Origin of the sequence: Klebsiella sp. 1SOBk10mer (genome assembly GCF_046602535.1) — a bacterium.
Classification (GTDB): domain Bacteria; phylum Pseudomonadota; class Gammaproteobacteria; order Enterobacterales; family Enterobacteriaceae; genus Klebsiella; species Klebsiella quasipneumoniae.
In genome coordinates this window covers 1-14,819 of sequence record NZ_JBKIUP010000007.1, presented here as the reverse complement: position 1 = coordinate 14,819, position 14,819 = coordinate 1, and the positions used below count along the sequence as shown (strand labels likewise).

General features: G+C 45.8%; 11 protein-coding genes and 4 pseudogenes. 8 read left to right on the top strand and 7 right to left on the bottom strand.

Annotated features, from left to right (window positions below; genetic code table 11):
* Positions 1-3 precede the first annotated feature (3 nt).
* The 4 genes from ACLH1I_RS18200 to ACLH1I_RS18185 all read right to left on the bottom strand — a co-directional run bounded on the left by ACLH1I_RS18200 (position 4) and on the right by ACLH1I_RS18185 (position 4,277).
* On the bottom strand, positions 4-2,553 hold the full coding sequence (locus ACLH1I_RS18200) for a DEAD/DEAH box helicase (RefSeq protein WP_411302877.1): 2,550 nt from the start codon (positions 2,551-2,553) through the stop codon (positions 4-6).
* The gene (locus ACLH1I_RS18195; RefSeq protein WP_406946350.1) at positions 2,537-3,106 is read right to left on the bottom strand and encodes a DUF1837 domain-containing protein; all 570 of its coding nucleotides are present in this window, start codon (positions 3,104-3,106) and stop codon (positions 2,537-2,539) included. Before ACLH1I_RS18195 ends, ACLH1I_RS18200 begins: the two co-directional genes overlap by 17 nt.
* A 45-nt stretch (positions 3,107-3,151) precedes the next feature.
* Positions 3,152-3,574, bottom strand: a complete 423-nt coding sequence (locus tag ACLH1I_RS18190) for a hypothetical protein (RefSeq protein WP_406946351.1) — start codon at positions 3,572-3,574, stop codon at positions 3,152-3,154.
* A gap of 430 nt (positions 3,575-4,004) precedes the next feature.
* Positions 4,005-4,277, bottom strand: coding sequence for an ogr/Delta-like zinc finger family protein (locus ACLH1I_RS18185; protein ID WP_151629324.1), 273 nt, complete (start codon positions 4,275-4,277; stop codon positions 4,005-4,007).
* 160 nt (positions 4,278-4,437) lie between these two features.
* Here ACLH1I_RS18185 and ACLH1I_RS18180 point away from each other — a divergent pair.
* The 6 genes and pseudogenes from ACLH1I_RS18180 to ACLH1I_RS18155 all read left to right on the top strand — a co-directional run.
* Positions 4,438-5,536 (top strand): annotated as a pseudogene (locus ACLH1I_RS18180) (IS3 family transposase).
* 317 nt (positions 5,537-5,853) lie between these two features.
* Positions 5,854-6,093 carry a hypothetical protein gene (locus ACLH1I_RS18175; protein ID WP_411302876.1) on the top strand — a complete coding sequence of 80 codons (240 nt, stop codon included), beginning with the start codon at positions 5,854-5,856 and terminating at the stop codon, positions 6,091-6,093.
* A 139-nt stretch (positions 6,094-6,232) separates the two neighbouring features.
* Positions 6,233-6,880 carry a hypothetical protein gene (locus ACLH1I_RS18170; RefSeq protein ID WP_411302875.1) on the top strand — a complete coding sequence of 216 codons (648 nt, stop codon included), beginning with the start codon at positions 6,233-6,235 and terminating at the stop codon, positions 6,878-6,880.
* Between the two features lie 669 nt (positions 6,881-7,549).
* Positions 7,550-7,657 (top strand): annotated as a pseudogene (locus tag ACLH1I_RS18165) (tlde1 domain-containing protein); the annotation flags it as partial.
* A gap of 60 nt (positions 7,658-7,717) precedes the next feature.
* Positions 7,718-7,984 carry a hypothetical protein gene (locus ACLH1I_RS18160; protein WP_053810950.1) on the top strand — a complete coding sequence of 89 codons (267 nt, stop codon included), beginning with the start codon at positions 7,718-7,720 and terminating at the stop codon, positions 7,982-7,984.
* Position 7,985: 1 nt separating this feature from the next.
* A pseudogene (locus ACLH1I_RS18155) lies at positions 7,986-8,078 on the top strand (type VI secretion system tube protein Hcp); the annotation flags it as partial.
* 28 nt (positions 8,079-8,106) lie between these two features.
* Here ACLH1I_RS18155 and ACLH1I_RS18150 read toward each other — a convergent pair.
* The 3 genes from ACLH1I_RS18150 to ACLH1I_RS18140 all read right to left on the bottom strand — a co-directional run bounded on the left by ACLH1I_RS18150 (position 8,107) and on the right by ACLH1I_RS18140 (position 12,398).
* Positions 8,107-8,976 carry a phosphorothioated DNA-binding restriction endonuclease gene (locus ACLH1I_RS18150; RefSeq protein ID WP_023317468.1) on the bottom strand — a complete coding sequence of 290 codons (870 nt, stop codon included), beginning with the start codon at positions 8,974-8,976 and terminating at the stop codon, positions 8,107-8,109.
* 244 nt (positions 8,977-9,220) lie between these two features.
* Complete coding sequence (locus tag ACLH1I_RS18145) at positions 9,221-10,900, bottom strand: glycoside hydrolase family 43 protein (protein WP_053810821.1); 1,680 nt, start codon at positions 10,898-10,900, stop codon at positions 9,221-9,223.
* Between the two features lie 58 nt (positions 10,901-10,958).
* Positions 10,959-12,398, bottom strand: coding sequence for an MFS transporter (locus ACLH1I_RS18140; protein WP_072206957.1), 1,440 nt, complete (start codon positions 12,396-12,398; stop codon positions 10,959-10,961).
* Positions 12,399-12,824: 426 nt separating this feature from the next.
* On the opposite strand from ACLH1I_RS18140, the gene xylA reads away from it, so the two are divergent.
* Positions 12,825-14,144, top strand: a complete 1,320-nt coding sequence (xylA, locus tag ACLH1I_RS18135; RefSeq protein WP_017900971.1) for a xylose isomerase — start codon at positions 12,825-12,827, stop codon at positions 14,142-14,144.
* A 330-nt stretch (positions 14,145-14,474) separates the two neighbouring features.
* Positions 14,475-14,819 (top strand): annotated as a pseudogene (locus ACLH1I_RS18130) (carbohydrate porin); the annotation flags it as partial.

Genomic DNA, 14,819 nt, shown 5'->3' with positions numbered 1-14,819 from the left:
ATATTATAACAATCCTTTGTCTTCTAATTCTGAATAAATGGTAAGTGGCAAGTTTAATGAATCATAATCATTGTTTCTTAGCCACTCTTTTGCCGTGCTTATTGTAGGATTAGAGTTTGGGATTATATTTTCGAGATAGGATGCTGATATTCTTGATAGCCCTAGCTCAATAAAAACTTGTCCAGCTATTGAGGAAACACCTAATTCAAGTGATAAAGGGAAGTCATATATTTCTTCCGCTTTTTCAGCTTGATTATTTTCAATTAAAGCTTGTCGCAATAAATCAATATATGCCTTACCAAGTTGAACGTATTTGAATCGCAGGTTATCCTCAACGAAATCAAAAACCTCTCGTACAGCTCGGTCTACATTCACTGGTCGGGTAGAATTTTTTTCTTTTTTCTTTGCTATCGAAAGAGATATGATCTCTGGAAGGGATTTCCCTCTCATCCAATTTAATGCCATGGCTGTGAGGTAGTTAGAAAACTTAGATGTATTATGATTGAGAATGTATTTATTTATTCTGCTAAAAACACCAACGTAATTAGTGTAAACATTGCCTGAAGGATGTCGTGGTATAAGTTCGTCAATCTTATTATCTTTTATCTTCTGAATAAATCTATTGTATAATCTTTCCTGCCCAAATGGATCGACAGTCCAGTTTAACGTCAATATATTATGGGGGATATTAAGAGATTCTAGTGAGCTATATGTAGCATCTTCAATAATTTCAAGCTTAGATTTATCAGGAATCGTTCGAAAAGATCTCTCAAGAAAATTGTGTAAATCGCCTTTTGCTGCTCTGGAAATTAAAAGACCCGCCGCTGCATCAACATTACTATATTGGCTTACTCCTAAATGATTGTTTTTATCTAAACGGGATATTACTGTGTCAAAATCTTCATTGATTACTTTCTTAAAAGATGATGTAATTTTGAAATCTATTTTAGAATCTAAAGGTTTTGTTTCCCAATCATCATAATCAATAAGATAAACATTCCCCGAGAATGCATAACCTAGTCTACCAGCCCGTCCTGCGAAATTCCAAAGCGATGCTGGATCTAATGCTTCCCCTCTGTTCCCTCGAGTAGGTGTATCAATAAAAACATTTTTTGCTGGAAGATTAACCCCTTGGAATAGAGTTGTAGTACACACTAAAAACTTAAGATTGTTATTTGTAAAGTTTTTTTCTAATGTTTCTCTTAATAAGCTAGGCATTTTACCATAATGATACCCCACCCCTCTTAATACCAGATTTGCAAGAGAGTAATCCTTATGGACATGTTTTTTTATAAAATTTGAAAGTTCTTTCAAATCGCTATCATTTTCTAGAAGAGGCAACCCAGATGATATTTGCTTGGCAACGTCTTCTGCATTAGCAGCTCCGGTTCCATAAACAAGAGAGCCCTCATCTTTTCCTAATTCTAAAGCTACAGCAGCTAATCTAGTATTTTCATTAGCAAATCCTCTTGTTGAAGTTAATTCACCTATAGATAATATGTTTGAGTTATCTAATAATGATAGTTGTAAGTTATTTTCTTTCGCAGGGTCTACTTTAATAATTATTTTGTTTTGGACCACTGGAGATAAATTGGTTTTTTCTACGTGGATTGTATCAATACCAATAATATCAGCTAAATCATTGAAGCCTTCGGCACCAGGCGCAAGAAAAACATATTTTGCATCTGGGTTTTGTATGCTTATTTTGTCTAGGCAATCCTGTAATATCATCCCCCTAATTTCGTCAGAAATTGATTGGGCCTCATCAATAACTACTATGTCTATTTTGTTTTTAAAATTATCAAGAAGGACCTGTAGCCTTTCCTGTGTTAAGACAAATATCTGTTTATAATATTCACCGTTAATTGTAGGTATGGATGTTACTCTAACTTCATTTTGATATGGTAAAGTCTTGTTAATAAATTTTTGTGTTATCTCATTTACTAAGGCTCGAGTAGGTGCTATATAAATAGCAGAGTTTAATTCCCCACTAATTATCCTATTGGCAAGCATCTCTACGACTAAAAACGATTTACCAGCTGAGGTTGGAGCAGATATAGCTTGTGGAACATTTGAATGTAATGATTCCCATACTTTCTTTTGAAAGTTCGTTAATATTATCTCTTTGTTGGCTATTTTTACTTTATTTTCATTTTCAATGAAAGATCTTTTTAAATAAGCATAAAAGGTTTCTGGTATAAATCCATTTTTTTCTTTTAAATAACTTGCTCCTGGGAGGTTACCAAGTGCCCTTAATAAATTTTCAGATAATTGTTTTAAATAGTTATCACTTGTAATTATATTTAGATGATATGCAATGCTTTGAGCTAAGTTTTTATCCTCGTCTGACTCGGATTGGGAAAATAAGTATGCAGACTCAATTAATCTTTTGTATATAACGACACTGTCACTTTCTATTTTGCCTTGAAGTGCAGAGAAAGAAGTTTGTGTATGCTTCTGCAAAAAAGAGTATGCAAATAAAAAAACAAGATCATTTTTAAATTCTAAACGACTTTTTATTTGGTTGATGACTTCATTAGCTAAAGTGTTCACCTGATAACTCCTTTGCAAAATCCAATTTAAAAGTATCAACGTCAGGCAATGCAAAGATGTACGCCCTACATTTTTGCGGGGTCGCTCCCGCTTTTGATAGGTCTTCTGTTATAATTTTTACTTTATCTTTATAACTACCGATATAACTTTTCTTAAAGTGATCTAAATGGATGGAAAGTGGGGATTCATCGTCAATTGCTATTTTATTTTTATAACCTTCTTCATTGTAGGCAATAATTCCAACGAAGCGCTCTCTGACATTTGATGATTCACTTGAATAAGGATCAAAGTATTGTACTGCTTTCTTTCGCTCCTCTCCCTCTAGGGACTCTAAGTTGCTCAAATCTTGTAGTATTCTATATTCATTTCTACGGCTCTTTCTATCGCTTTCAAAACCACTTACTGATTTAGAAAATTGTTCAGAGCCACTAGTGAACTCTCTTGTCATTTTAGATTCTAGATAAAAAACCGTTAATGTTCCCTCGTCATCTACGGTTGCATGTATTCCATCCAGTCCAAAAACAGGCATTTCAGATGATGTTTTGAGAGCCATTTTTGAGACTAATTGCGCTGCTTTTAAAAAATGGATTGCTATACACTATGATATTAATTCACCCACTTCACCATAGCGTAAATTAGCATTCCTTACTCGTTGTTCAAACTTCTCCTGAGTTTCACCTTTTTTTATAGTTAACGTACTTTCTAATTTATATTTCATAAAAAGACTACGTGCTTCTCTTGCAAGTTCACTATAAAGCCTTGCCTCATCTTTGCCTTCAGTTTGACTTAAGGCTTTTCTTTTCGCTATAACTGGATGGGGAATGCAATAATGAACTAACTCTAAAAATAAAGTTTCAGCAAGCTCTTTGTCTTTGGGTAAGTCTTCTTTGAATCCTAAGCAAAGAAGATTAACTTTTACTGGATCTGTAGACTGACACTCTTGTGCAAGTAATACGATATTATCAAGTCCATAAACTGGATTGTATATTTTATGTAACGAATTAGTGTCTTCAGATTTCATTCCTTGTTCAACCTCTCAGTCTAAAGTTGTGATTTGAAGCCGTTCTAATCAGTTCTTTAGGAGTTATCTGATTACGGATAATGCCAGCAGTATGCGTGATAAAAATTGAGCTATCAAGTTGTAGCATTAAGCATGTGACTGGCTGATAGCCAAATTATTGAGTATGACCTCATTGATAATTGGTTATCTTTTGTATCTCAGCGCGCGCAGCCCCGCCCGCCTGCCCGCTTCGCTTAACAGACTGGTTTTCATGCACCCCGTAAATCGTCTCAGAAGCTGCCGCACAAGGGCTTTCGCGTCAAAAATGGCGCATGACACTCATGCGTTTTCATGCGCCATAGACATGCACTCACGCGCTCTCAGGCCAGCCAGGGAAAAGGCGTAAAAAATCCCGGTACTGGACCGGGATTACGTGGGCGTTTTTTGCTAATCAGACAGGGATTTGCTGACGGCCTGACAGCTTTGACGCGGAGCCATAGCGATTGAGCGTTCTCTGCTGCTTTTCAGGTTGCTCCGGTTCGACTGGTACATTTTCATTGCGCCGGGGCTTCATAATTATCGTATCCACACTTTCGAGTGCGGTAAATGTGCAGGAACATTCCAGGTTCTGGCACTGATACCATGAGCGTTTAACCGATCGTGCTTCATAGGCGGAGGTTCTGGCGTGTGCCGTCGTACCGCATTCGGGACATTTAAGTGCCATTAATATCACTCCTGCATATCGTTAATGTCATTCAGGCGTTGCTGAAAGCGCAGATGTTGTGCCAGTGATCTCCTCTGATTTTGATCTCCTCCCTGAAAACATTGCCAGGCTAAACTGAAGTCTCCGGTCTTTCTTCCATCTCACAGAGAGGCACATCGCCATGGAAAAGACCCGCTATACCGAAGAACAGATAGCATTTGCGCTGAAACAGGCCGAAACCGGCACTCGGGTGGAGGAAGTCTGCAGAAAGATGGGCATTTCTGAAGCCACATTTTACCACTGGAAGAAAAAGTTTGGCGGCATTTGCGTGACAGAGCTGCGCCGCCTGCGCCAGCTTGAGGAAGAGAATTAGCGTCTGAAACGTCTGGTGGCCGATTTAAGTCTGGACAAGGAGATGCTGCAGGAAGTTATCAAAAAAAGTTCTGAGGCCGGCTCAGAAGCGACAGGCGGTGCATTTTCTGCGGGAGGCTTACCGTATCAGTGTCCGACGGGGATGCGGACTGCTGATGCAGAGCAGAACCGTTTACCACTGGCAGATCCGGTGGGATGATCGGGCGATAACCCTGCGTATCCGGGAAATAGCGGAAACCCGGATCCGCTACGGTTGTCCGCGTATTCATATTCAGCTGCGGCGGGAAGGCTGGCCTGTTAACCACAAGAAAACACACCGGATTTACTGTCTGGAAGGCCTCAACCTGCGCAAAAAGCGCCCCCGCAGGCATGTCAGTGCAGCACATCGTCAGCAGCGTCCGGTCCTGACCGGTGTCGATCAGTGCTGGAGTATGGATTTCGTGTCGGATAACCTGTTTAACGGACGACGTTTCCGGGCGCTGACTGTAGTGGATAATTTTAGTCGGGAGTGTGTGGCGATCCATGCCGGGAAGTCGCTGAAAGGTGAGGATGTGGTCGGTGTGATGGAAAGGTTACGGGTGCTGGGCAAGCGCCTGCCGGTACGTATTCAGACAGATAACGGCAGCGAGTTTATTTCGAAAAGTCTGGATAAATGGGCGTATGAGCACGGGGTCACAATGGACTTCTCCCGCCCCGGAAAACCAACGGATAACTCGTTAATTGAATCATTTAACGACAGTCTGCGGGATGAAAGCCTGAACATTCACTGGTTTCTCTCGCTGGAAGATGCGCAGGACAAACTCGACAACTGGCGCAGGGAATATAATCATGAGAGAACGCATTCATCATTAAATGACATGACTCCGGCTGAATTCATCCGAAGTCTCCGGAAAGACGAAGCTCTCTGATTTAGCACTGCACTGAATTTGGGCCAGGGTCATGTCCATATGCTCCCCCTATGCTCAAACTATAGGGCAGAATCGATTACCGGGATGGGGACAGTCCAATACGGTTACAGCATCAGTAACAATCATTTTTTGCAAAGGCTCTACATACTCTTAGCTTATCTGCTGGAACTTTTTTTAATATTTGATATACAATGCTTAGACATTAAAGTCAGAAGCTCTTTATAGAATGTTATTTTCTCATGTCAACTAAGAGAAATAACTTTGGTATACAAAAGAGTTTTAGTTAAACTGCGGTAAATATTTTATGAGGTAGTATTATGGGACGTGGCGATTTTGGCTTTATAAATTCCAACAAAATTTATTTTGAATCGGAAAAGTCTTGGTGGGTAGAACTTATAAATACTAATTGCATTTGGTATGATATGCTTATAAACCCACCCGATAGTATTGACACCAATAAAATCATAAAGAATTATCTTGGGTCGGTTGAGGCTTATTTGAATGAGCATTGTGAAAAAAGATTTATCTATTTTTTAGGTGCAAAAAAAAAAAGTTAGGTTTTCCACTGAGAAAAAACCAAGTTACTCTTATTTTACGAAGGACTTAAACCTAACTTTATTAATTGGACAGGAGTGTAGAAAGTTAAAGTTAAAATATTCTTTTTTTGATGTTACGCCAAGTGGCAAGAGGAAAATAATGCCAAAAATAAGAGTGACTGATAAATATTTATATGTTGAACATGATGGTAAACATGTGAGTGTAATTTCTATCCATGATTTTCTTAAAGATAACTATATAAAATTGGGAATAAGTACTGAGATACATTATGTTGGATATACTCGTCACCCACATAAACGACCTATAGATTTTATTCATCGTGGTTTATCAAGAATGCTTTATAATGTTTCAAACGAGGATAATGATTTTTTTGTTTACTTTAGCATATTTAATCCTGTAGTAATATCACATAATGATGATTATAATGTTAGTTTTGGTATTGCTAATTCTCAGATAGATGAGGTTGAGGTAGATAAAGAGGGGAGGATCATTGAAAATTGTTTTATACGATACTTTGATACGGAACTACAAAATGATGATAAAGAAAGTAAACGCCCGGATTTAAATAAAATGTTCACAGAGCTGGTTAACCACAAGAGAGTAAAAGCAATCGCTGTAGATTTTCAATGTGAAAATAACAATGAATACTTCTCTTTTTATTCCAACACTGTTCAGCCGAAAAATGAACATTTTTTTGTAATCGATTTTGTTGATGGGAAAATTAACATAGATAGGAATAAAAATATAGCCACTCACTTAGAATGGGTTATGGGTAACAATTCGTAGGTAATATTCTTTTCTTATTAATGTGTTAGCTTTCGGAGATAACAATTAAGAGTTACTATACTCACAAAATATAATTCTTTGTTGTCTCCCGCATAGCCTGGATCTGCTCCGATTTCTCATAATTCTAAGCCATGACGTGGGTAGGTATAGCATGGGTGGTGTCGCCAGAAACAAAGCCTCAACTCATGCGTAAAGGTCTACATTTATGATATTCTGTTCCATGATTCTAACACTAATCACGAAAACAGGCGTTGTTTTTCAACCTGTGACTGGAGCAAATAACAGGATATCTTTGCAGGTTATGGCAACGGACGACATAACTGCTCAGTCAGCTAAACCATCAGTCGTTCCGGATAGCGCACATGCCTGCGACGCTGCGAATCATCCAATAATCCGGCCAGATCTTAATGATCTCTAAATATGAATGGCTCAATTATACGGGATACTTACACAAACACTGCCACTGCATACTACCTAATGCTTTAATCCCAACTCCTAATAAAATTAATATTATCTGAAAATCATAGCCTAACTCTGGACCTCTCTAAACCAACCGCTACCATATCTCAAATCATTAAGGAACGATGGTATGTCATGACTCTACAGGGAAAGTTGATATTAAATGGTGCCGATTATGCGCCTTTTTAATTTTACGGCGTCGGTGTTTTTATTGCGCATTCAGGGCGGGGTGTATATCGCGATAAAGCCGCATGCAGCGCAGTCGTGAAAGATGGTCCGCTGCCCTTAAGAAAATACTGGAATGTTGACCGCAATGAAGGGAAATGGTTTTCTCAAAAGGGAGGAGAAATTAAGGATGCGGCCAATAAGGTGTTGCCAGTGGCTCTAACAACGTTTGCCCGTAAAATCAGTAAGATTATTTATTTCATATTGCTGTTTTTGGTTCTGGGTCGTGCACTTCCAAGGCCGGAAATCTATCTCGATTATAATATCGCAAGGGATATTTGCCACTTCTTGTTCGGGAGTGTGAACGCCGATACGATGTATGACACTTTCTTTTATATATTGCTGATAATACTAATATTCCTTTCAACTGTACTCTACATTATGACATTGCAGTTAATTTCAACGATAAGTAGCAAATGAGATGCCAATTCCTCCGTATATGTGGCTTAAAGACGATGGTGGCGCAGACACGAAAGGATCTGTTGATGTTCAGGAGCGAGAAGGCAGCATCGAAACCCGCTTATCACCATCCCCATACCCCCTCATCCCCTGAACACCTCCCGCCGGTGCCATGCCACAAACCCTTCCTGCGGATAGCATTCTTTCCCCTGCGGCAAGGTAATCGGCTTACCATCAAAATCCCAGAACAGCCTGCCAACAATGCCCCCGCCGTTCACCGCTGGCGAAACCTGGATGCGCATATCCTCATCCAGACCAATGGAGCCTTTATCAAAGGCCTTATGGTGAATCGCGCAGAGCGCCAGGCCGTTAGGGATTTCGCAGGGGCCGCCGTGCTGCTTCCATTTGATATGAGCCGCTTCCAGGGCGACGGAGGTATTATCATGACGCATATTGAAGCCGCAGATCGCGCACTCATAGTTATAGGCGCGCAGCACCTGCTGGCGAAAATGCGGATCGCGCTCTTTGCGGATCTGCAGCAGATCAAACCCCATCTCTTCAGCCAGGTCTTCCTGAATACTCTCCGGGAAGTGCGCCTCGAGGATCTGATGGGCGAGGGTATTGATCAGCTTCTTATTTCTGTTGAGTAGTGCAAAATGCGGCTCATCAAAGCCGCCGGCGACGTGACAGAGCTCCAGCTCTTTGCCGGGCGGCTGTCGGCTGCCCTGGGTTGAGCACTGTTCGCTGTTGTGCAGTTCCCAGAAGCCGTCGCCTTTCAGGCGCCAGAAGGGCATGTCCGGCCGGTACTGGCGGCGCTGCGGGCCAAAGCGTTCCAGCAGGCTATGCAGCTCATCGCGTATCTCTGAGGCGTAGTCGAACATCCGCGCATGGCCGCGCTGGTACTGCGAGAGGACGTACAGCAGCAACAGTGGCTTATGCGGCGCACGCTGTTCGCCTTTGCGCCAGATGGTGATGTTCTCGATCGCGTGTTGCAGGGTCGTACTGGAGGGCATAGCGTTACATTGGCAGCTAAATAAATGCGATGATGCTCGCAAAATCCTTGCCGATCAACCTACCAGATGCGGCGATTCCAGGTGGATCGCTTTTTAACTATCACAACGGATCTTGCTGTGGGAGTGGAGATCGCGTTCGCCTCCTGCGGCGCAAGCTTGGAAAAAATCGGGAGCGCATAACCGTTGCGTTCCCGCACACCACAAACCCCACGCTACCTTACCGGTAGCGTGGGCTCACACACTCTTACTTATCCCGCGTCTCGCCAGCCTCCCAGCTGTAGCTGCCATCGGCCGCTAACCTATCGCCCAGTTCCTGATACTCGAACTGATAAAACTCAGCCTGGGTGCCGTACCCGGCGTAGTCTACCGCCGCCAGGCCGACGAACGCCCCGGTAAAGAACCCGCCATAGCTCTGCAACACATAGTCATCGGACAGCACTGCGGCATCCAGCTGGACCGGGATCTCGGTGAAGGTCACGCCATCGAAGCTGTATTCATAGCTGTAGGTCTGCTTGCGGACTTTGGTCCGGAACCAGACGTATTCCACGCCGTCCGGCACCTTGATGGCGTTATCTTTCAGGTACGATGTGTATTTCCCGCGGTTATTTTCGCCGACTTCGATGACCTTGCCGTTAATTTCATTCCAGGTCAGGAAGACAAAGCTCCAGTGGCGGTCGTTATAGTAATTCGTTAACCCGGCCATCTGCTGATAGCTGAAGGGCTCGAATTTCACCTTCACCGCGGCGTCAAAATAGAAGGCCTGCCAGCGGCGGGCAATCAGCGACAGGTCATGCGTATTGGCTAACGAACCCTGACCGATTAAGGTTAATTTGCCGTTGCCGGTGGTGCCCATTTTGGCCGTAAACGGCACCCGCAGGGTATTCCAGTTCGGGTCGAGCGCTGGCGACGTAAAGTCATCCTGCTGGCTGTTATCGCTGGCGCTTTCGGTGAAGATTGCGTCTTTCGGCCCTTCGACGAAGGTCTTCCCGCCGTGACCGCCTTCAATACGCGGCCAGCCCTCATCGTCCCAGTACACTTTCTGGATCGAGGTTTCCCGGCCGAGGGTTGACCAGCCGCGCGGGTCGTAGATGGATTCCCCCGGGCGATTCCACGGCCGGGCGCAGAGCGAGGCGTAATACCATTCGCCTTCCGGAGTGGAGACCAGCGCGCCATGGCCCTGTTTCTGGATGTAGCTGTCCGGGGTATCGACGTTGGTTAAGAACACGTCACCCGGTTCGGTTTCGAAGCTGTCGGCCTCGAGGGTTTTCGACCGCGCCACCACCTCCTGGTGGGTAAACACGGTGCCGCCCTGGGCGGCAAACAGATAGTAGTAGCCGTTCAGTTTATAGAGGTGCGGCCCCTCGACCAGCGCCACGGCGGTGCCGCGGTAAATGGTGCGCGCGGTTTCCGGCATTAACTTCAGCGTGTTGGTATCCAGCTCCGTTAAGGTAATGCCATCGAAGGGGTGATGGTACTCCCGGTGATCCCAGGTTTGCTGGACGATATATTTCCGGCCATCGTCGTCATGGAACAGCGAGGCGTCAAACCCGACGCCGTTCAGCTTGATCGGGTCGCTCCACGGGCCCCGAATATCCTTTGCGGTGGTCAGATAGTTGGTCATGTCTTTGAAGGCGCCTTCGGTGACCTTCACATCGGTATACACCAACCAGAATTGCCCATCGGCCCAGGAGAGCGCCGGCGCCCAAATGCCGCCGGAGGAGGGGTTGCCCTTCATGTCCAGCAGGGTGGTGGTGGAGAGCGGCGAAGGCAGCAGGTTCCAGTTTTTCAGATCTTTCGACTCATGTAAACGCACGCCCGGGAACCACTCAAACGTCGAGTTGGCAATATAGTACGTATCCTCGACGCGAATAATACTGGGGTCGGCATTAAAGCCGCGTAATATCGGGTTTTGAATAAGTGACATTTCATTACACCTTTTAAATTGGAAAGTGACGAATCGGTCTGATTTATAATTTTTTTAACTACACGCGGATCTCATCCAGCTGACGGTTGATGTCGGTAACATGTTTATCGGAGATCGGATAAACCTGCATGATCACCATCGAAATAGCGGCCAGCGCAATCGGGATCCACACCGCGGTCATAATGATCCCGTCGATGGCGCTGGCGCTCTGCACGGCGCCGCTTTCATTAAATCCATACACCGCCAGCAGCCACAGCGGGATCGCGCCGCCGATGGTGAAGCCGATCTTGAAGAAGAGTCCCATAATGGCATTGATAATGGCGGCATTGCGTTTGCCAGATTTTAATTCGCCATACGCGATGACTTCCGGTACCAGCGCCCACATAAAGCCGGTGGCGGAGGTTAAGCCCCACTGTTTAATAAAGGTGGCGATATAGGCCAGCCACAGGGCGTCGTGCATCCCTTCGCGGGACCAGACGTAGGTCAGCAGTTCGCCGACGATGAACATGGCGAGGAACAGATGGAAGAAGCCTTTTTTACCAAAGATTTTTTTCAGTTTCGGCCAGAAAATCGGGAAGGCGATGCCGGGAATAGACGCGACGAGACCCACCGCGCCCATCCATTCGGAGTGGCCGACGACGTACTGGTTGAAGAAGCCGTTAACGGTGTTCATAAAGAACATGAAGGTAAAGGCCAGCATAAAGAACATGCCGAGAATAACCAGCGGGCGGTTATGTCTGAGCTCGTGGAAAAGGTCGGTGGTTTTGACGTTGGCGGTCTGCTCGGCGGTCGCGACAACGCGTTCTTTGGTGAATTTATAACAGATAAACAGGGCCACCGCGCCGATGATCATATAGATGGCGTACACGCCAAACCAGGCGTAGTTCGCCGACGGATCGGTATAGTTGCCCAGATTCAGCTCAAGGCCGAAAAAGCCGGTGTCTTTCAGGCTGCGATCTTTCGGCGCCGCCATCTGCACAAACATCGGGAACAGGGTATAGACCAGCAGGTTGGCGCTGTTGGCCAGCATCATACGGGTACTGGTCAGCTTATCGATCGATTCCGGGTCGCGGGTCAGCGAGGCATTCAGCGAGCCATAGGGAATATTAACTAAGGAATAAACCAGGTCCAGCGCCAGATAAATAATAAAGGCGAAAGCCACCGAACCTTTCACTCCGGGGATGGGCGCGAACAGTAATGCCGACAGGATCACCAGCGGCACGCCGGCTCGTAACAGCCAGGGACGATATTTTCCTGCTTTCGAGGTTCGTTTATCCACGTAGGTTCCGACCATCGGATCCCAAAACACATTAATGATACGGACAAAAAGAAAAATAAAGCCTGCCGTTGCCGTGCTGATGGTATTTACCGTCAGCATATGCAAAGCCAGAAAACCCCCAATGGTGCCGAAAACCAGGTTTTGCGCAAAGTCGCCCATGCCATAACCAATTCGTTCTCCGCGGGTTAATTTATGATATTCATCATGCCGACTGTGCATTATGTTTTTACTCATTCTAAGCAGACTCCGGTTTGTTTTGTGTAGGTGAAACACTTTCTGACACAGTTGACCTGGAAGAATCTATTACGTTTTTAAATTAAGTAATTATGTTTTTTTACTTCTGTGATCCTCGAAGCAAAGGCCTGTATCACCTGCGTTGAATCGTTATCCGCCGCTAATTTTCTGACAGATATGCAATGTGACAAAACCGGCATTTTAATTCGCTATGTTCAACTGAATTCCCCAGGAAGTGTACGCTATACGCGCGCGAAGCGAGATATTTAAAATAGTTTTATTTGCGAGATGGCTCACATTTGAGCATTTTCTCAATCGCTGAGTGAAATAACGTAATTGAGCAACCGACGATGAGAATACACGATGTGTCACAGTTGTTAATTTTCGGCTTCCTCAATTTCGGAGTTCATCATGCAAACTTATTTTGACCAGCTCGAACGCGTTCTTTTTGCCGGACCTAAAACCGATAATCCGCTGGCGTTTCGCCACTATAATCCGGATGAAATCGTGCTGGGAAAACGCATGGCAGATCATCTGCGTTTTGCCGCCTGTTATTGGCATAACTTCTGCTGGAATGGCGCGGATATGTTTGGCGCCGGCTCGTTTGAGCGTCCCTGGCAGGCCGCGGGCGATGCGCTGGAAATGGCCAAACGCAAAGCGGACGTGGCGTTTGAATTTTTCTATAAGCTCAACGTGCCGTATTACTGCTTCCACGATGTCGACGTCTCGCCAGAAGGCGCGTCGCTGAAAGAGTATTTGCATAATTTCGCCGTGATGACCGAAGTGCTGGCGGAGAAACAGCAGCAAACCGGCGTGAAACTGCTGTGGGGCACCGCCAACTGCTTTACCCACCCGCGCTACGGCGCCGGGGCGGCGACCAACCCCGATCCGGAGGTGTTTGCCTGGGCGGCCACGCAAGTGGTGACCGCCATGAACGCCACCCACCAGCTCGGCGGCGAAAACTATGTGCTGTGGGGCGGCCGCGAAGGTTACGAGTCGCTGTTGAATACCGATCTGCGCCAGGAGCGCGAGCAGATTGGCCGCTTCCTGCAGATGGTGGTGGAGCACAAGCATAAGATTGGCTTTGGCGGCACGCTGCTTATCGAGCCGAAACCGCAGGAGCCCACCAAGCATCAATACGATTACGATGTCGCGACGGTGTATGGCTTCCTGAAGCAGTTTGGTCTGGAAAATGAGATCAAGGTGAACATTGAAGCCAACCACGCCACCCTGGCGGGGCACTCTTTCCATCATGAAATCGCCAGCGCCATCGCGCTGGGCATTTTCGGCTCCGTTGACGCCAACCGCGGCGATGCGCAGCTCGGCTGGGATACCGATCAGTTCCCGAACAGCGTGGAAGAAAATACTCTGGTGATGTACGAGATCCTCAAAGCCGGGGGATTCACCACCGGCGGCCTGAACTTTGACGCCAAAGTTCGCCGGCAAAGCACCGACAAATACGACATGTTCTATGGCCATATTGGCGCCATGGACGTGATGGCGCTGTCCCTCAAGCTGGCCGCGCGCATGATTGAGGATGGCAAGCTCGATCGGGCTCTGGCAAAACGCTATGCCGGCTGGCAGGGCGAGCTGGGGCAACAAATTATGGCCGGCCGCATGTCGCTGGATAATATTGCCCGGTACGCTGAGCAGCATAATCTGAATCCGCAGCATCACAGCGGGCGTCAGGAATTACTCGAAAATCTCGTCAATACCTATATCTTTGGTTAAATTTGGCTGATATGCCCCTGCGGGGGCATATATTCCGCCATCTGCCCGCTGCCAGGAAATATCGTTTATTGGTTCGTGTTGTATTTATGCTGTCTGCGCCGCAAGGCTATCTGTTTGACTGTCTATAGATGAACAATTCGCTGTGCGGATGGTTCTGCTATTGTGCCACCTGTTTAATATTAGTGAAGGAGGAAGAGTCGCGATAATTGTGTAATGCCTCTGTGACCGTACAAAATAAAAAATAACTTGTTCTGATGATAGCGACATATTCTGTCAGCTCAGAATAGGCTGGTTATTGTCTGAATAAAATTAACCTATATTGAGAAACTCATGACAATGATAAAAAAACTTCCATTAACCATGGCGGTTATCGCCGCGTTTTTTCCGCTTACCTCTGTAATGGCGCAAGAATTTACTCAGGAACAGATCGACGCCATCGTCGCCAAAGCCGTTGATAAAGCGCTGGCCGACCGCCAGGCGAAAATCGACGCCGCGGCCGACAAAAAGGTCGACGTGATCACCAACCCGCAGACCACCGCCGCCTCGCCGGATATGGCCATTCCGTTCGGCCTCAAGTTCAGCGGCTACGCCCGCTATGGCGCCCACTTCCAGACCGGCGACCAGAAATATGTCGGCGTCGACGGCTCCTATAACGGCGCCTCGGCGATCGGCCGC

What these genes read in the sequence shown, in the direction of transcription:
- ACLH1I_RS18195 (WP_406946350.1), bottom strand. Translation starts at nt 3,106, where the DNA reads ATGGCTCTCAAAACATCATCTGAAATGCCTGTTTTTGGACTGGATGGA.
- ACLH1I_RS18190 (WP_406946351.1), bottom strand. Translation starts at nt 3,574, where the DNA reads ATGAAATCTGAAGACACTAATTCGTTACATAAAATATACAATCCAGTT.
- ACLH1I_RS18185 (WP_151629324.1), bottom strand. Translation starts at nt 4,277, where the DNA reads ATGGCACTTAAATGTCCCGAATGCGGTACGACGGCACACGCCAGAACC.
- ACLH1I_RS18175 (WP_411302876.1), top strand. Translation starts at nt 5,854, where the DNA reads ATGGGACGTGGCGATTTTGGCTTTATAAATTCCAACAAAATTTATTTT.
- ACLH1I_RS18170 (WP_411302875.1), top strand. Translation starts at nt 6,233, where the DNA reads ATGCCAAAAATAAGAGTGACTGATAAATATTTATATGTTGAACATGAT.
- ACLH1I_RS18150 (WP_023317468.1), bottom strand. Translation starts at nt 8,976, where the DNA reads ATGCCCTCCAGTACGACCCTGCAACACGCGATCGAGAACATCACCATC.
- ACLH1I_RS18145 (WP_053810821.1), bottom strand. Translation starts at nt 10,900, where the DNA reads ATGTCACTTATTCAAAACCCGATATTACGCGGCTTTAATGCCGACCCC.
- ACLH1I_RS18140 (WP_072206957.1), bottom strand. Translation starts at nt 12,398, where the DNA reads ATGCACAGTCGGCATGATGAATATCATAAATTAACCCGCGGAGAACGA.
- xylA (WP_017900971.1), top strand. Translation starts at nt 12,825, where the DNA reads ATGCAAACTTATTTTGACCAGCTCGAACGCGTTCTTTTTGCCGGACCT.